This window comes from Bradyrhizobium sp. sGM-13, from assembly GCF_018398875.1.
In the GTDB taxonomy this organism is placed as follows: Bacteria; Pseudomonadota; Alphaproteobacteria; order Rhizobiales; family Xanthobacteraceae; genus Bradyrhizobium.
Window position 1 is genome coordinate 1 of the sequence record NZ_JAGWDK010000003.1, and the last position, 15,857, is coordinate 15,857.

Sequence of the window (15,857 nt, forward strand, 5' to 3'; positions counted from 1 at the left end):
GCCGGGATGCTTCCGCTGTACCTGTATGCTCGTGTGCGTGTTCTTGATGCGCAATGGCACACGAGACCGCGGGTGCAGCCAGCACCCGGTCTTCCCTGCGCCCTCTGTTTGGAGAGGGACGGGAAGTTGAGAGCAAAGCTCGGGCGCAATGCGTCGCGAGAATGCCGCCTCATACTCAGTTGTCATCGTCCGCGAAGGCGGACGATCCAGTATCCCAGAGACGTCAGTGATAGAACCGCGAAGCCGCAGCGTACTGGATCTCCGCCGGAGCCTGTCATCGGGCGCGCATTCGCGCGACCCGTTGGCGGGGATGACAGCTTCGTAAGTGGCGCGCTGTGTGAGATGATGGTCGGTCGGCTACGCCCCCGCCGGCACCTGATCGAGGAAGCCGGTGATGCTGCGGATGCGGCCGTCGCGGAGGACTGCGAAGTCCGTGCCCTTGATCGGGCTGTCGCCGCCGTCGGGGCCGAGGCCCCAGGAGAAGCGGACGTGGTCGCCAAAGCCATTGGGCTCGCCGATCAGCCTGAACCTGAAATCCGGAAACTTTTGCTGCACGCCCGCGATCAGCGCGTCGACGCCGTCATGGCCGTCGCCCGACATCAGCGGGTCGATATAGCGCGCATCGCTGGTCCAGTTCTGGCTGAGAATTTCGCGGCGGCGGCTTGGCGTCCGCTCGTTCCACAGATCGATGTAGCTGCGGGCAATCTTGTTGATGTCGGTCATCATGCTCTCCCTTCGTTCCGGCCGAATGGGCCGGCTGACCGACTATCGAAAAATCCGACACGCCAATCGATTACCTCAGAGGTCAAGGATTGACCTCAGAGGTCAAGGATTTCGATTTTTGGCAATCATGCATGTTGCGGATGCGGTGCTGACCTATTTCCGACGATCGATCGGGCTAGGGCCTGCGCCGGATCTGGCGTAAAAAGTATGCGACCTCGGCTCTTGCCGTCCTCATCATGGTGTATCGATCAATCAGGGAACGGGCGTGGCAGAGAAACCCAGGACGACGAAGCAGCATGCGGGCGCCGACTGGGCGCAGGTATGGCTGTGGCCGCTGGAAGCGACGCGATTGGCGCTCGACAGCTACGCCCAATGGTTCGCCGATCCCAAGTCTGCGCCTTCCCAGGCGCCGGAGCAGATGCCGCTGGCCTGGACCACGCCAAACGTCGTGGCGCTACAACTTCCGTCGATGCGGCTGCGGGCGTTTTCGCGAGGCAATGCGGGGCAGCCGGTGCTCGTTTGCGCGCCCTATGCGCTGCACGGCGCGCTGGTCGCGGACTTCGCGCCGGGCCATAGTCTGGTAGGGGCGCTGCAACGAGACGGCATGAACCGCATCTATGTCACGGACTGGCGCTCGGCCACGCCGGAAATGCGCCATCTGTCGATCGACAATTATCTGGCCGAACTCAATGTGGCGATCGACGAGATCGGCGCGCCGGTCGATCTTGTCGGCCTGTGCCAGGGCGGGTGGCTGTCGCTGGTCTACGCCGCTCGTTTCCCCGGCAAGGTGCGGCGGCTGGTGCTTGCCGGTGCCCCGGTCGATGTATCCGCGCCGTCAGAGCTTTCGAAGATGGTGGCCGCACTTCCGCAGGCGGCTTTCGAGCAGATGGTGCAGCAGGGCGAAGGGATCGTGAGCGGCCAACACATGCTGCGGTTCTGGAACATTCCATTCAGCCAGCATGAGGTCGAAGCCGTGCTGCAAAGGAATCTTCGCGATGGATCGGACGAGGCGCGCATGCTGCTGGACCGTTTCAAGCGCTGGGATCGCGAGACGCTGGATCTGCCGGGAGCCTATTATCTCGAGGCGACCGGCCGGGTTTTTCGCGAGAACCAGATCGCTGAAGGGCATTTCGTCGCGCTCGGCCGCAGGATCGATCCCGCCGAGGTGCGCGTGCCGGTCTTCCTGCTGGCGGGAGAGAACGACATCGTTGTCCCGCCCGATCAGGCGTTCGCAACCGCGCGGCTTTTGGGCACGCCGCCGGCATGGCTGGAACGGGCGTCCGAGCCATGCGGTCATCTCAGCCTATTCATGGGGCGCAGGGCCTTGCGCCATTCCTGGCGCCGGATCGCCCGGTGGCTTCAGGCTGATATCGGCGATGTCACGGGCGCACGGATCAGCGCGTGAGAGGCAGATGAAAATACCCCAGATTGCGCCTGCAATCCGGGGCAGCAAGATGGTTTATCGGTTGGCTGACGTTACTTCGCCGCGACCACCATGATCTCGACATTGTACTGCGGGGCGGCGAGCTTGGCCTCGACGGTGGCGCGCGCCGGCGTGTTGCCGGCCGAGACCCAGTCGTCCCACACCGCGTTCATCTCGGGAAAGGTCTTCATGTCGGTAATGTAGATCGTGGCCGACAAGAGCTTCGACTTGTCGGTGCCGGCCTTGGCGAGATGGCCGTCGATGATCGAGAGAATGTCCTGAGTCTGCTCGGTCACGCTCTTGCCGGCAGCCTTGCCGGCAACGACGCCGGCGAGATAGACGGTGCTGCCGTGGACGACGGCCTGGCTCATGCGAGGTCCGGTTTCGAAGCGCTGGATTGTCATATTGTTCTCCTGATAGGGGGCGGCGGTTACTTAGCGCGCTCGTGTCCTATGCGCCACTGCGTTATTTGCATTGAGATTGGAGCCGCCATGCCGAGACAAGCCCGGCCATCGCGGCAAGAAGTCAGGAGGCCGCCTTTGCCGCCGCGCGTCCCGCATTCCTCCCTGAGAACAGGCAGCCGCCGAGGAAGGTGCCTTCCAGCGAGCGGTAGCCATGCATGCCGCCGCCACCGAATCCGGCGGCTTCGCCGGCGGCGTACAGCCCCCTGATGATCTCGCCGTTGGTGCCGAACACGCGCGAGTCGAGATCGGTCTCGAAACCGCCCAGCGTCTTGCGCGTCAATATGTTGAGTTTGACCGCGATCAGCGGGCTGTGTTCGGGGTCGAGAATCCGATGCGGCTTTGCGGTGCGGATCAATTTGTCGCCGATGTAGCGGCGCGCATTGTGCAGGTTCATCACCTGCGCGTCCTTGACATAGGGGTTGGTGATCTCGCGGTCGCGTGCCTCGATCTGCGCCTTGATGTGATCGGGCTTGAGCAGGTCGCTGCCGGCGAGCGCGTTCATCGCGCTGACGAGGTCGCCGAGATTGTCGCGCACGATGAAATCGGCGCCGTTCTGCTTGAACGCTTCCACCGGCGCCGGAGCCCCCTTGTTGGTGGCGCGCTTGATCGTCATGCGCCAGCTCTTACCCGTGAGATCGGGATTCTGCTCGGAGCCGGAGAGCGCGAACTCCTTCTTGATGATGCTCTGGGTCAGGATGAACCAGGAGTAATCGTAGCCGGTCGACATGATGTATTGCAGTTGGCCGAGCGTGTCGGAGCCGGGGAAGAGCGGCGCAGGCAGGCGCTTGCCCGTGGCGTCGAACCACATCGAGGAGGGGCCGGGCAGGATACGGATGCCGTGGCGCGGCCAGATCGGGTTCCAGTTCCGGATACCCTCGACATAGTGCCACATCCGGTCGCGGTTGATCAGCCGCGCGCCGGCCGCCTCGGTGATGCCGATCATGCGGCCGTCGACATGTTCGGGCACGCCGGAGATCATGAATTTCGGCGGCGCGCCCAGACGCTTCGGCCAGTTCTGCCTGACCATGTCATGATTGCCGCCGATGCCGCCGGAAGCGACGATCACGGCCTGCGCACGCAGCGTGAAATCGCCGACGACCTGGCGCGAGGAGGTCTTGCCGCGCTCGACGCTGTCGGGCTCGAGCACCGAGCCGCCGATCCCCTCGACCGCGCCGTTCCTCATCATGAGTGTGTCGACGCGGTGGCGGAACTTGAACGTTAACCGGCCATTTTTTTGCGCTTCGCGCGCGCGGCGTTCGAACGGCTCGACGATGCCCGGGCCGGTGCCCCAGGTGACGTGAAAGCGCGGCACCGAATTACCGTGGCCCATCGCGTCATAGCCGCCGCGCTCGGCCCAGCCGACCACCGGAAAAATACGGTGGCCCATAGCGCGCAGCCAGTCGCGCTTCTCGCCGGCCGCGAACGCGACATAGGCTTCCGCCCATCGCTTCGGCCAATGGTCGTCGTCGCGGTCGAAGCCCGCGGTGCCCATCCAATCCTGCAATGCGAGATCAAACGAATCTTTAATGCCGAGCCGGCGCTGCTCGGGAGAGTCGACTAGAAACAATCCGCCGAACGACCAAAAGGCTTGTCCGCCAAGGCTTTGTTGGCCTTCCTGGTCGACGACAATGACGCGCTTGCCGGCATCTGCGATCTCCGTCGCCGCGACCAGCCCCGCCAAGCCACCGCCGACCACAATTACGTCTGCATCGTCAGCCATCGTTTCCTCCCCCGTGCCGTTTTGATTCAAGCCCGCGTCCTCGCGTGCGGTCAACGGCAATCGGACTCTGCTGTAACGCATCGCCACCTCGGCAAGAGTCGTTTGTTCCAGTTTGGGACCTTTGCGCGCGGCGGGTGCAGCGGCCAAGCAACACTTAATTTGAATTTGTTTTGACTAGCTGTGGCTGCCTAGACAAAATCACGATCTCAAACGACGCTACGCCACGTCTTGCATCACGAAGACGATCAGATTCGGTTTCGACATTTTTGGACTGGGGCGGGATATGAAGCTGGTGACGGGGTTGCTTGCCGCGGTGCTGCTGCTGGCGGGAGTGGGGGCGAGCCAGGCAGTGGTGCGGATAGCCGATGATCGCGGCGGCCGGATCGGCACCTACGTCGACAGGTATCAGGGCCTCCGCTCCTCGGGCGAAACCGTCATCATCGATGGGCTGTGCGCCTCGGCCTGCACCATCGTGCTCGGCGCGGTTCCCCATGACCGCATATGCGTTACCTCGCATGCCAATCTCGGCTTCCATGCGGCCTGGGATTTCGGCGCCAACGGCCGTGCCATCACCAACCCCGAAGCAACCCAGATGCTGTATTCGATGTATCCGCCCCCGGTACGGAGGTGGATCGCGGCCCGCGGTGGCCTGACCCAGCGCATGCTCTTCCTGCGTGGCAAGCAGCTTCAGGCGATGTACAGGCCCTGCTATCTCGACGCTCAGGCCTCCTCGAACAAGCCGGCCCCGCGCTGATCCCGAACGGGTGCGGCTCCGCAACGCCGGAGCGTCGTCAGGCTCAGTCCACAACAACAGCCTGCCGGATCCTAGGCAGCGCGCGCTTCGTGGGCGACGTACTCGCGCGTCACGTTTCCAACGTTTGCATCGATCCAGGCGGCCATCTCCTGTTCCTCCTGGAGTGATGCCTGAAGCGGGGCGCGCGCGGATTCCATACCGGCCGCGCCGCAAAGTTCCAACAGGGACTTGTAGGCCGCGATCTCAAAATGTTCGAACGCATTGTTTGCGAACGTGTTCTTCAGAATTTCGTCGCCCGCCATCGCGTTCAGCATCGCAGCGGTGTTGCCCATTATCGATTGCGCCGTGTCCTTCAGGCTGGAGGTCGTTTCGCCGCAGGACTCGAGGCACTGCTCCAGTCGCTTGAGCTGGCCATTCGTCTCTTCCAGATGGGCTCGAACCTTGGCCTTGACTTGCGGGTAATCGTCCAGCCGCTCAGACTGCCGCTCCAGCAGCTCACGGGCCTGGACCTCCATCGAATGTGCGTTACGCAACCCGACCACAAAGATATCACGAGCACTGGTTGCCATTGTCGTCTCCTTTCAGATTGACTATTGAGGCACAATCAACAGAGATGCTGAGCGTTCCTCGCCGACGGCCTTTTTCGAATGCCAGTTACTTTCGCTTCTCTCGATCTCCTGGCGGCACCTCAGCTTGCCTCTGCTGCGCCATTTCCATGGCAATGGCCTGTGCCATCCGGAGATGGCTCAACACAGTCGGCAGGACGTCCGATGCGAAGTTCTTCAGTTCCGCGTTCTCGCCTGAACCGATCTCGTATTGCAGAAGCTGTGCTGCCTTCTGATGCTCGATGATCTGGCCCTGGATGTAGGCGTGGTCGAACTGGGCGCCGTCAGATTGTTCGAGCCTGACGCGCATGGCTTTGTGTTCCTCGTTCGGTCGATCGGCCGGCGCAATGCCGCCCGCCTTTGCAAGCGCCGATAACCTGTCATTCGCAGCGCCGTGGTCACGGATCATGCGCTGGGCAAATTCCTTCACGGCCCGGCCCGATGCTTTTTGTGCCGCAAGCTTGCCGAACTCCACCTCAGCTATTCCGCTAGCGGTTGCCGCGTGAATGAAGGCTAGGTCCGGCTGATTGGTTTGCCGCGGCGCGGGCACACCGGGCGCTGATTGTTTGGTGCCTGGCGGCATGCCGCCGGGATTGCCGGGTGCCGGGCTCGCCGGATTGGTCGATTGGGCAAGGGCGGGTGGCGCAAGAAGCGCAACGGCAAGCGATGCGAAGGCAACGAAGCGATTCATTTCAACCTCCTTTGGCGGCCAAGGGACGCTGACCGCCGCGAGCGCAGGGTGGCGTCAGAGCGTGAGCATGTAGGCCACCAGCGAATCCTTCTCTTCCTGTGTCAGCTTCAGGCCGAGCACCAGGTTGAAGAACTCGACCGTGTCGGCGAGCGTCAGCAGCCGCCCATCATGCAAATAGGGCGGCGAGTCCTTGATGCCGCGCAACGTCAAGGTCTTGATTGATCCATCGGGCAGCGCCACCAGTCCGTTGACGGTCTGGCCTATATTGTAGAAACGCTCGAGCTTCAGATCGTGCATGTTGTTGTCCAGGAACGATGTCTGCGGCGTATGGCATTGTCCGCACTGGCCCTTGCCCAGAAAGACCTGTTCTCCTGCGAGTTCCTGCTGGGTCGCCTTGCTGGGGTCCAGGCGTCCCAACGGGTTGAGCTTCGGTGCTGGCGGGAAGTCGATGATGTTTTGCATCTGCGCCATCATCGGCACCTGATCAAATCGGTCCGGCAGGTTCACGCCCTTGCGTTGCGCGCTGACGTGATCGCCGTTGAAATACGCCGTCCGCTGCTCGAATTGGGTGAAGTCCTCTACCGAGCGTAGCGATCGTTTCGAGCCGTGAATCTGCTGATTGAACATGCCACGAAGGCTCACCGTGTCGAGGCGGAAGCGCGCTGCCTGCGGACGAACGTCGGGCGTTAGGTGGAAGGCCGCGTTGGTGTGGAAGTTCGCATGGCAGTCAAGGCAGGTGACGCCAAGACTCTGGTCCGAGCTCTTGCGATCCTCTGTCTGGTTGAACTCTTCCTGCGGGAACGGCGTCAGCAGGAGACGCAGTCCCTCCATCTGCACAGGGGTAAGGAGGCCGACCATTAGTTGATAATAATTCTTGATTGTCAGGAGCTGGCCGTGGGAGACGTCGCCCAACTCCGGGTGGGTTGTGAGAAAGATCGGCGGTGGAAACTCGGGCGTGAACCGATCCGGAAGGTCGAAATCGACATCGAAACGCCTGATATTGCGGAGCTCCTGCCGGCCTACCTCATCGATCTGCTGGTTCGGAAAAACCTGACCGCCAGTCGCCTGTTTGACGTGCGGCAGCGGTATGAATCCGGCCGGCAGCAGGCCGCGCTCGCGGATCTCGTCCGGGCTCATCGCCGACAGGCTGTCCCATGTAACGCCCGCGGGGAGCTTGACACGCACACCGCCCTGCACCGGCTTTCGTCCGCCCGACATAATGACGTTGGCAATCGGCCGATTCGAGAGGTCGTAGCGCTGCTCAAGCAGGGCCTGCTGGCGCTGCATGACCTGCGGCTTCTGGGCCTCATCGAGCGCCTTCACGGCGTCGAACGGCAGCGTCGGAAGTGGCCGATAGGTCGCGTCGGGAGGAAGGGGATCGGCTAGCGCGGCGACTGCAAGCAGGCCTGCTCCGGCCAGCAAAAGAGCAACTCTCAGGCGTTTTGACATTGATGGCCTCCGACTTCGGAGTGCGCAAGGTGAGCGCGACAAATGCAGGCTCCCAACGCAGATCGCTGCCAAACGCGTGCTACTCCTCTTTGTTCCTAATGAAACACTGCAGCGGCGGTGCTTGCCGATTTCGACTGCGTCATTCGCAACTTCTGCTGGACATCGCCTCGGCAGATTCGCAAGGTCTACCCCCACGTGTGGAAGCACCTCAGCGCGTCGCGCTTGCTGCGGCCCTCTCCGGCGACATCGCCGTCGCTTTTGCCGCAGCTTGCCCCTCCGCATGACGTGATCCAGCCCACGGCCATTCCGCTTGCTTGCTCGGGGAACTCGCCCTATCTGAACCTTCATGGTTCAGCCGATCTCCACCCGACAGGACATAGTGGCCGCCCGGCAAAGCGGGGTGCCCGTGGCGATTGGTTGGAGCGCTGCCGGCCTCGGTGCGCTGGCCGTGCTCGGCGCGGCTGCATTGTGGTTCCATTACGGCACCACGGTGTTTTTCGAAATGATCGCCGCCGGCATCTCGGCCTGCTTCTGACCGGGCAATAGGGAATTCCTGATATGGACCGGACCATTCGCCCGCTGGTGATTATCGCTGCCTTCGCCGCGAGCCTCGCGGTCGGGCTGACGATCATGCTGTGGGCAATGGGCGGCTTGCGAACCGTCACGGCGCCGGCCGCGATCGGCGGACCGTTTCAACTGACCGACCAGGCCGGCCAGACCGTCACCGAGCAGAATTTAAAGGGCAAGCCGACACTGATCTTCTTCGGCTTCACCCATTGCCCAGATGTCTGCCCGACCGCGCTCTTCGAGATATCGGAAGTGCTGAAGGCAATGGGCAGCGATGCCGATCGCGTCAACGCCTGGTTCGTCTCCGTCGATCCCGAGCGCGACACGACGGCCGCGATGAAGGACTATCTCTCCAGCTTCGACCCGCATTTGAAGGGGCTGACCGGCCCGCCGGACGCGGTGGCAAAAGTGCTCTCGGCCTACCGGGTCTATGCCCGGAAAGTCCCGCTCAAGGACGGCGATTACACCATGGATCACACCGCGCTGGTCTATCTGATGGATCGCGATGGCAATTTCGTAGCGCCCTTCAACCTGAAACGGACGCCCGAGGAAGCCGCGAAGGATCTGAAGCGCTATCTCTGAGCGGCAAGCTGGCCGAGGAGCGAAAACGGCCTCGCATCGCGGGCCGGATGGTCTATAAGGCCGTGAAATTCCGCAAAGCCATTGCCGAAAATGCCATATCTTAACGTCCAGTTAACCAATGCAAGACTGCATCGAACCATCAGCACGTGGCTGGTCGGGCTGTCGATCGTGTCTGCATTGACGGCTCTCGGCGGTAACGCGGCGCAGGCGCAAACCCAACCGCGTCCTGCGGTCGAGGCGGCCCCGCAGGCGGTGCCCGGCTTCTGGGACCCGCGGCGGCGCCCGGACCGGCCCGACATGTCGCGCCTGACCGTGATCCGGTTCCTGACCGAGACTGATTACCCGCCGTTCAATTTTACCGGCCCCGACGGCAACCCCGCCGGCTTCAACGTCGATCTGGCGCGCGCGCTGTGCGACGAGATCAAGATCTCCTGCACCATCCAGATGCGCCGGTTCGAGACGCTGGTCGATGCAATCACAAGCAATCGGGGTGACGCCATTATCGCTTCCATGGCGGTGACGCCGGCGCTGCGCGCAAGGCTCGATTTCACCGATCCCTATTACCGCGCGCCGGCGCGCTTCGTGTCGCGGCGTGACGCCGTAATGCCGGAGGTCCGCCCGGAATATCTCGAAGGCAAGAAGGTCGGCGTCATCGCCGGCACTTCGCACGAGGCCTATCTGAAGGCGATGTTCACCGACGCCGAGATCAAATCCTACCCGAACGACGACGCGCTGCGGCTGGCACTCAGGCGGAGCGAGGTCGACTTCATCTTCGGCGATGCGATCTCGCTGGCGTTCTGGATTAACGGCACCGATTCCGCCGAATGCTGCGCCTTTTCCGGCGGGCCCTTCGTTGAGAGCCGCTATTTCGGCGAAGGGATCGGGATCGCGGTGCGCAAGGGCAATGATCTGCTGCGGACGTCGCTGAACTGGGCGCTGTTCCGGATCTGGGAAAAAGGGCGCTTCACCGATCTGTGGCTGCGGTATTTTTCGATTAGTCCGTTTTAGCACCGTCATTCCGGGGCGCGAAGCGAACTATGGTGCGCGATTGCGCACCTGAGAATCTCGAGATTCCGGGTCTGGTGCTTACGCACCATCCCGGAATGACGGCGGAGAGCCCACCATTTTGCATTTTTGCGCGGAAGCGCTAGTTTCCGCGCCCTTGGAGAGCCTTTTAAATGTCCGTCATCGACCTTGCCGCCAGCCCGAGCGATCTGCGCGCGCTCGCCGAACAATCCAATGCCTGGCCGTTCGAGCAGGCCAAGGCCATTGTCGCGCGGCTGAAGAAGAACCCGAAGGGCGAGGTACTGTTCGAGACCGGCTACGGTCCCTCGGGCCTGCCGCATATCGGCACCTTCGGCGAGGTCGCGCGCACCACCATGGTCCGCCACGCCTTTCGCGTGCTGACCGAGGACAAGATCAAGACCCGGCTGCTTGCCTTCTCCGACGACATGGACGGCCTGCGCAAGGTGCCCGACAATGTGCCGAACAAGGAGATGCTGGCGTCACATCTCGGCAAGCCGTTGTCGCGGATACCAGATCCGTTCTCCAACGAGTACCCGTCGTTCGGCGCGCACAACAATGCGCGGCTGCGCGCGTTCCTCGATACGTTCGGCTTCGACTACGAATTCGCCTCTTCGACCGACTACTACACCTCGGGCCGGTTCGACGCCGCGCTGCTGCGCATGCTGGAACGGCTCGACGCGGTCATGAAAATCATGCTGCCCAGCTTGCGCGAGGAACGCGCGGCTACTTATTCGCCGTTCCTGCCGATCTGCCCGCGCACCGGCATGGTGTTGTATGTCCCGATCATCGAGCACGATGTGAAGGCCGGCACCGTCTCCTATGACGATCCCGAGACCAAGGAGCGCGTCACGATCCCCGTCACCCGGGGGCATTGCAAGCTGCAATGGAAGCCTGACTGGGCGATGCGCTGGTTCGCCCTGGGCGTCGACTACGAAATGGCCGGCAAGGACCTGATCGACTCCGTGAAGTTGTCTGGCAAGATCTGCTCGGCGCTCGGCGGCACGCCGCCGGAGGGTTTCAATTACGAGCTGTTCCTCGACGAAAAGGGCCAGAAGATCTCGAAGTCGAAGGGCAACGGGCTGACCATCGACGAATGGCTGCGCTATGCCTCGCCGGAATCGCTGTCGCTGTTCATGTATCGCGAACCGAAGGCGGCGAAGCGGCTCTATTTCGACGTCATCCCGCGCAATGTCGACGACTATCAGCAATTCCTCGACGGCTTCCCGCGGCAGGACGCCAAGCAGCAGCTCGCCAACCCGGTCTGGCACATCCATTCCGGCAAGCCGCCGAAAGCGGATATGCCCGTCACTTTCCAGCTCCTGCTGACCTTGGTGTCGTCTTCGAATGCGGAGAACGCCGAAACGCTGTGGGGTTTTATCGGCCGCTATCGTCCGGGCGTCACGCCGCAAACGCACCCGAAGCTGGACGCGATGGTCGGCTACGCCATCAACTACTATCGCGACTTCGTGGCGCCGACCAAGAAGTTCCGCGAGCCGACCGACAGCGAGCGCGCCGCGCTGCAGGATCTGCGCGACGCGCTGTCAAACATGCCGGCGGGGTCGAGCGCCGAAGACATCCAGAACGTGGTCTATGAGATCGGCCGCCGCGAGCCGTTCCTCGATCCTGTCAAGAAGGGCAAGGACGGCCGGCCCGGCGTCTCCCTCGACTGGTTCAACATGCTCTATCAGGTGCTGCTCGGCCAGGAGAAGGGCCCGCGCTTCGGCTCGTTCGTCGCGGTGTACGGGGTATCGAATGCCATCGCAATGATCGACGGCGCGCTGGCACGGAGTGCGTAGCTGTCTCGGTCGTCCCTGCGAACGCAGGCTCAAGGCGGCCGGGACGACCCCGGAGGGCTCGGCTGCGGCTCGGACCCGCAAACCGGGATGGCAGGTCCGCCGCAATTTCAGCCATGGCGATGCCGGATTGCGCTACACTACTGCGCATAACAGCCGTCAATGCCTCCGCCGAGGGGCGAGCAAACAAGCGCATTAGGGAGAAAGCTCATGCAGTTCCAGGTTTCGCCGAAGTCGCTCAGCGAGTACAGCGCCGAGGAATGGCAGGCGCGGGTTGATCTCGCGGCCGCGCACCGGCTGGCCTTCATCCAGGGATTTTCCGAAGGCATCTTCAACCACCTGACCTTCGTGGTGCCGGGCAAGAGCGACCGCTACTACCAGATTCCGTTCGGCACGCATTGGTCCGAAGTCACGGCGTCCTGCTTCATGGAAGTCGGCATCGACGACGGCGAGGTTAAAAGCGGCGAAGGCGAGGTGGAGCGGTCCTGCTATTGCATCCATGCGCCGATCCACAAGGCGTTGCCGCAGGCGAAGGCGGTGTTTCACACCCATATGCCGCATGCCAGCGCGCTGACGCGGCTGGAAGATCCCCGCATCAAGGAGATCGGCCAGACCGAGGTCGGGCTGTCGGGCGCCATTGCCTATGACGACGAGTACACTGGACCGGCGCTCGATCCCGCCGAAGGCGCGCGGCTTGCAAAAGTCATCGGCGACAAGACCGTGCTGTTCATGGCCAATCACGGCATCTCCACCGTCGGCGCGACCATCGCGGAAGCCTATGACATGCTGTATTACGTCGAGCGTGCCGCCCAGGTGCAGATCTACGCGATGTGGACCGGGCAGAAGCTGAAACAGCTTCCTGCGCCTGTGGTGGAGAAAACCAAGCGCGATTACAAGGACGAGCATCTCTACAAGGGCCCGACCCCGGCGCAGCGGCATTTCGATGCGTTGAAACGGATGCTCGACCGCAAGGAGCCGGATTACGCGACGTAATTCTCCGTCGACCCATACGCCGCGGCCTGCGGAAAGGGCAGCCTGGGAGACGTTATTTTTCGCCACGGGCATTTGTGGTTATGGGCCCCTGCGTTCGCAGGGGCGACGCTGTGGTGAAATCAGCGGCTTGTCCGCGCGCCCACCGCTTTCACCTCATCCGCAAACTGGTGCCAGATCTCCGGGCGCCAGCTTCCATTTGCGGCACCTGAAGTCGACGGCAGTATCCATACCCTGGTATCGCCGATCAGCTCCAACTGCTCGCCATAGTCCCGCTTGCCGTTGAAGAATTTCTGCCCCGCCGTCTTGCTGGTGAACGCAAGGAATTGCGGACGGAATGTCGCGATTGCATTGCTCAGCCGGGCGCGATCCGCTGCCGTCAATTTGGGAAGCGTGGCGCGGTCCATCCCCGCGCCCGCTTTCACCAGATCGGTCAGGCCGATCCCATGTCGCAGCAGGCTGCGATATTGATGCGGCTGCAGTGGCTCGGGCGTCAGCCCCGTCTCGTGCAAGATCGCCCAGAACTTATTTTGCCTGTGCGCGTAGTAGGCCCGCTGGGCAGCGGACGTCGTCCCGGCGGCGGTTCCGCACAACACGATGCGAAGAGAATGTTGCAGCAGGTCGCTCAGCACGTCCGTCACGGAAGGCAATCCTACTGGCTCACCCATACGATGCGGGCGATCCAGGCGACGTCGTCGGCCTCAAGCGTACGATCGGCATGCGCCGGATTGAGCGACTGCAGTTCCAGGGTTTTGGTGGTCCGGCGCTTCAATTCCTTGACCATCACTTCGCCGTCTGATGTCTTGAGCACCACGCGGTCGCCGCGCCGAATCGGCGTGCCCGGCGACACCACGATGATGTCGCCGTCGCGGTAGGTCGGCTTCATCGCGTCGCCCGAGATTTCCAGCGCGTAGGCATGCTCGTCCGTGGTCGACGGCAGCGCCACCTCGCCCCAGCCCTTGCCGGCGGGAAAGCCGGAATCGTCGAAATGGCCGCCGCCGGCTTGCGCCAGGGCGAGCAGCGGCACCGACTGCTGGCTGCGCGCGCCGTCTCCGATCAATTGCACGAAGGTCTCGACCGACGAATTGGTCGCAGCCAGCGCTTTGGAAACTGATTCCGTTGACGGCCAGCGTTCGCGGCCGTCGGCGGCGATGCGCTTGGATTTGTTGAACGTGGTGGGATCGAGGCCGGCTTGCTTGGCAAGACCCGAGGGTGACATGCCGGCACGTTCCGCCAGCCGGTCGAGCGCGGTCCAGATCTGGCTGTGGGTCAGAATGCGTTGCGCCTTGGCCTGTCTGGCCATCGAAAATCCCTGAAGCGGTCTAGGAATTATTGCCTGATTTGGCCGGTTCGCGCAATTCTTCCAGCCGAAGTCTGTGACCGCAGCGCTTGAGTTAGGCGCGGGCCGCCTTTACGGTCGGCCGCCAACCCGGCCTTTTCCGGGAAAATCCCAAGAGACTCAACGAGAAGCAGGAAGTCCGGAAAGCGGTGCCCACGATCTATAAAATCACTCCTGCCTCGGCTTGGCGCGAGGCCGAACGGCAGGGCGTCTACCGAGGAAGTAGCGACGATCTGCGCGACGGCTTTATTCACTTTTCGACCCCGTCCCAGGTCGCCGAGACCGCGCGCAAGCATTATTTCGGCCAGACCGGGCTGTTCCTGATCGCGGTCGACGCCGACGCGCTGGGGGATGCGTTGCGCTGGGAGCGTTCGCGCAACGGCGAACTGTTTCCGCATCTCTACGGCGAACTCGATCTCGGCGCGGTGACCGGCATTCTCGACATGCGCGCGCGGTCCGATGGCACGCACGACATTCCGGAGCTACTCCCGTGATCCGCGCTTTCGACGCCTTCTCGCTGCCGCTGTTGCGCTGGTTCGATCCTGAGGACGCGCATCGCATGGCGATCCAGGGCCTGCGGCTACTGCCGTCGGTCAAGCCGCGCGCCGACGACCACAAACTGGCGGTACGCGCCTTCGGCCTGAATTTCCCCAATCCGATCGGCATGGCCGCGGGCTTCGACAAGAGCGCGGAAGTGCCCGACGCGCTGTTGCGACTCGGTTTCGGCTTCGTCGAGATCGGCACCGTGACGCCGAAACCGCAGGGCGGCAATCCGCGGCCGCGGCTGTTTCGGCTCGAGCGGGATGAAGGCGTGATCAACCGCATGGGCTTCAACAATGACGGTGCCGAAGCCGCATTGCGGCGGCTGGCGGCGCGCGCCCATCATGGCGGCATTATCGGCGTCAATGTCGGGGCGAACAAGGATTCCTCCGACCGCGTCGCCGATTATGTCAAGCTGATCGAGACCTTTGCACCCGTCGCGAGCTATTTCACGGTCAACGTCTCCTCGCCGAACACGCCGGGCCTGCGCAATTTGCAGCAAGCGGCCGCGCTCGACGAACTGCTCGCCAAGGTGATCGATGCGCGCGAACGGGTGCGGAAGAATGCAGGCGATTCGCCAGTGCTGCTGAAGATCGCGCCCGATCTCAGCCTCGCCGAACTCGACGACGTCGTGCATATCGCGCGCTCGCGCCGCGTCGACGGCATGATCGTCGCCAACACCACGCTGGCGCGCCCTTCGATCCTGCGCGAGCAGGCCCGCGCCAAAGAGCAGGGCGGATTGTCGGGACGGCCGCTGTTTCGACTGTCGACCCGCATGGTGGCGGAGACTTATGTCCGCACCGAAGGTGCGTTTCCGTTGATCGGCGTCGGCGGCATCGATTCCGGCGGCGCGGCGCTGACCAAAATCCGCGCCGGCGCAAGCCTGATCCAGATCTATTCGTCGCTGGTCTACAAGGGGCTTGGTCTCGTCGACGACATCAAAAACGATCTCGCCTCGACCTTGCTGCGCACGGGACGTGATTCGCTGTCGGAGATCGTTGGTGCCGACGCCGCGACGATTACCGCCGAGGACTGGCCGGTGAGGTGATCTCGTCGCGCGCAAGCGCGTTTTGAGTTACGTCGCCCCGCTCTTCGCGGGGAGAGGTCGGCGCGAAGCGCCGGGTGAGGGGAGTTTCCGCATACTCCATTCTATCGAATTCGCCGAGACCGCCCCTCACCCCGACCCCTCTC

The 15,857-nt window shown here is 62.9% G+C and carries 17 protein-coding genes; 9 read left to right on the forward strand and 8 right to left on the reverse strand.

Features of this window, described 5'->3' with window-relative positions:
- Positions 1-357: 357 nt before the first annotated feature.
- Positions 358-723, reverse strand: coding sequence for a nuclear transport factor 2 family protein (locus KJQ96_RS04585; protein WP_213285525.1), 366 nt, complete (start codon positions 721-723; stop codon positions 358-360).
- 265 nt (positions 724-988) lie between these two features.
- Between KJQ96_RS04585 and KJQ96_RS04590 the strand changes: the two genes are divergently transcribed.
- Complete coding sequence (locus KJQ96_RS04590; RefSeq protein ID WP_375293137.1) at positions 989-2,128, forward strand: alpha/beta fold hydrolase; 1,140 nt, start codon at positions 989-991, stop codon at positions 2,126-2,128.
- Between the two features lie 71 nt (positions 2,129-2,199).
- On the opposite strand, the gene KJQ96_RS04595 is transcribed toward KJQ96_RS04590, so the two are convergent.
- Both KJQ96_RS04595 and KJQ96_RS04600 read right to left on the reverse strand, forming a co-directional pair.
- Positions 2,200-2,550: a RidA family protein gene (locus KJQ96_RS04595; RefSeq protein WP_213285526.1), complete on the reverse strand. Its 351-nt coding sequence runs from the start codon at positions 2,548-2,550 to the stop codon at positions 2,200-2,202.
- Positions 2,551-2,671: 121 nt separating this feature from the next.
- Positions 2,672-4,330, reverse strand: coding sequence for an FAD-binding dehydrogenase (locus KJQ96_RS04600; protein WP_213285527.1), 1,659 nt, complete (start codon positions 4,328-4,330; stop codon positions 2,672-2,674).
- 283 nt (positions 4,331-4,613) lie between these two features.
- Between KJQ96_RS04600 and KJQ96_RS04605 the strand changes: the two genes are divergently transcribed.
- Positions 4,614-5,084, forward strand: a complete 471-nt coding sequence (locus KJQ96_RS04605; RefSeq protein ID WP_213285528.1) for a hypothetical protein — start codon at positions 4,614-4,616, stop codon at positions 5,082-5,084.
- 71 nt (positions 5,085-5,155) lie between these two features.
- Here KJQ96_RS04605 and KJQ96_RS04610 read toward each other — a convergent pair whose 3' ends face one another.
- The 3 genes from KJQ96_RS04610 to KJQ96_RS04620 all read right to left on the reverse strand — a co-directional run bounded on the left by KJQ96_RS04610 (position 5,156) and on the right by KJQ96_RS04620 (position 7,829).
- On the reverse strand, positions 5,156-5,653 hold the full coding sequence (locus tag KJQ96_RS04610) for a ferritin-like domain-containing protein (RefSeq protein WP_213285529.1): 498 nt from the start codon (positions 5,651-5,653) through the stop codon (positions 5,156-5,158).
- Between the two features lie 85 nt (positions 5,654-5,738).
- Positions 5,739-6,380 carry a DUF4142 domain-containing protein gene (locus tag KJQ96_RS04615; protein ID WP_213285530.1) on the reverse strand — a complete coding sequence of 214 codons (642 nt, stop codon included), beginning with the start codon at positions 6,378-6,380 and terminating at the stop codon, positions 5,739-5,741.
- Between the two features lie 54 nt (positions 6,381-6,434).
- Positions 6,435-7,829 carry a cytochrome B6 gene (locus KJQ96_RS04620; RefSeq protein WP_213285531.1) on the reverse strand — a complete coding sequence of 465 codons (1,395 nt, stop codon included), beginning with the start codon at positions 7,827-7,829 and terminating at the stop codon, positions 6,435-6,437.
- A gap of 346 nt (positions 7,830-8,175) precedes the next feature.
- On the opposite strand from KJQ96_RS04620, the gene KJQ96_RS04625 reads away from it, so the two are divergent.
- The 5 genes from KJQ96_RS04625 (at position 8,176) to KJQ96_RS04645 (ending at position 12,790) form a co-directional block, all read left to right on the forward strand.
- On the forward strand, positions 8,176-8,364 hold the full coding sequence (locus tag KJQ96_RS04625) for a hypothetical protein (protein WP_213285532.1): 189 nt from the start codon (positions 8,176-8,178) through the stop codon (positions 8,362-8,364).
- Positions 8,365-8,387: 23 nt separating this feature from the next.
- Entirely contained in the window at positions 8,388-8,978 is a 591-nt protein-coding gene (locus KJQ96_RS04630) for an SCO family protein (protein ID WP_213285533.1), read from the forward strand.
- Positions 8,979-9,068: 90 nt separating this feature from the next.
- Complete coding sequence (locus tag KJQ96_RS04635; protein WP_375293138.1) at positions 9,069-9,986, forward strand: transporter substrate-binding domain-containing protein; 918 nt, start codon at positions 9,069-9,071, stop codon at positions 9,984-9,986.
- Positions 9,987-10,156: 170 nt separating this feature from the next.
- Complete coding sequence (locus tag KJQ96_RS04640) at positions 10,157-11,800, forward strand: lysine--tRNA ligase (protein WP_213285534.1); 1,644 nt, start codon at positions 10,157-10,159, stop codon at positions 11,798-11,800.
- Positions 11,801-12,007: 207 nt separating this feature from the next.
- Complete coding sequence (locus tag KJQ96_RS04645; protein ID WP_213285535.1) at positions 12,008-12,790, forward strand: class II aldolase/adducin family protein; 783 nt, start codon at positions 12,008-12,010, stop codon at positions 12,788-12,790.
- A gap of 119 nt (positions 12,791-12,909) precedes the next feature.
- On the opposite strand, the gene KJQ96_RS04650 is transcribed toward KJQ96_RS04645, so the two are convergent.
- Both KJQ96_RS04650 and KJQ96_RS04655 read right to left on the reverse strand, forming a co-directional pair.
- Positions 12,910-13,428, reverse strand: a complete 519-nt coding sequence (locus KJQ96_RS04650; protein ID WP_213285536.1) for a mismatch-specific DNA-glycosylase — start codon at positions 13,426-13,428, stop codon at positions 12,910-12,912.
- An 11-nt stretch (positions 13,429-13,439) separates the two neighbouring features.
- Positions 13,440-14,090, reverse strand: a complete 651-nt coding sequence (locus tag KJQ96_RS04655; protein ID WP_213285537.1) for a helix-turn-helix transcriptional regulator — start codon at positions 14,088-14,090, stop codon at positions 13,440-13,442.
- Positions 14,091-14,275: 185 nt separating this feature from the next.
- Between KJQ96_RS04655 and KJQ96_RS04660 the strand changes: the two genes are divergently transcribed.
- Complete coding sequence (locus tag KJQ96_RS04660; RefSeq protein WP_213285538.1) at positions 14,276-14,620, forward strand: DUF952 domain-containing protein; 345 nt, start codon at positions 14,276-14,278, stop codon at positions 14,618-14,620.
- Entirely contained in the window at positions 14,617-15,714 is a 1,098-nt protein-coding gene (locus tag KJQ96_RS04665) for a quinone-dependent dihydroorotate dehydrogenase (protein ID WP_213285539.1), read from the forward strand. The genes KJQ96_RS04660 and KJQ96_RS04665 overlap by 4 nt, the downstream gene beginning before the upstream one ends.
- Positions 15,715-15,857 lie beyond the last annotated feature (143 nt).

Excerpts from the sequence above, each read along its gene's own strand:
- KJQ96_RS04610 (WP_213285529.1), bottom strand. The coding sequence starts at position 5,653 with ATGGCAACCAGTGCTCGTGATATCTTTGTGGTCGGGTTGCGTAACGCA.
- KJQ96_RS04645 (WP_213285535.1), top strand. The coding sequence starts at position 12,008 with ATGCAGTTCCAGGTTTCGCCGAAGTCGCTCAGCGAGTACAGCGCCGAG.
- KJQ96_RS04630 (WP_213285533.1), top strand. The coding sequence starts at position 8,388 with ATGGACCGGACCATTCGCCCGCTGGTGATTATCGCTGCCTTCGCCGCG.
- KJQ96_RS04615 (WP_213285530.1), bottom strand. The coding sequence starts at position 6,380 with ATGAATCGCTTCGTTGCCTTCGCATCGCTTGCCGTTGCGCTTCTTGCG.
- KJQ96_RS04595 (WP_213285526.1), bottom strand. The coding sequence starts at position 2,550 with ATGACAATCCAGCGCTTCGAAACCGGACCTCGCATGAGCCAGGCCGTC.
- KJQ96_RS04640 (WP_213285534.1), top strand. The coding sequence starts at position 10,157 with ATGTCCGTCATCGACCTTGCCGCCAGCCCGAGCGATCTGCGCGCGCTC.
- KJQ96_RS04635 (WP_375293138.1), top strand. The coding sequence starts at position 9,069 with ATGCCATATCTTAACGTCCAGTTAACCAATGCAAGACTGCATCGAACC.
- KJQ96_RS04620 (WP_213285531.1), bottom strand. The coding sequence starts at position 7,829 with ATGTCAAAACGCCTGAGAGTTGCTCTTTTGCTGGCCGGAGCAGGCCTG.
- KJQ96_RS04625 (WP_213285532.1), top strand. The coding sequence starts at position 8,176 with ATGGTTCAGCCGATCTCCACCCGACAGGACATAGTGGCCGCCCGGCAA.
- KJQ96_RS04600 (WP_213285527.1), bottom strand. The coding sequence starts at position 4,330 with ATGGCTGACGATGCAGACGTAATTGTGGTCGGCGGTGGCTTGGCGGGG.
- KJQ96_RS04655 (WP_213285537.1), bottom strand. The coding sequence starts at position 14,090 with ATGGCCAGACAGGCCAAGGCGCAACGCATTCTGACCCACAGCCAGATC.
- KJQ96_RS04605 (WP_213285528.1), top strand. The coding sequence starts at position 4,614 with ATGAAGCTGGTGACGGGGTTGCTTGCCGCGGTGCTGCTGCTGGCGGGA.
- KJQ96_RS04585 (WP_213285525.1), bottom strand. The coding sequence starts at position 723 with ATGACCGACATCAACAAGATTGCCCGCAGCTACATCGATCTGTGGAAC.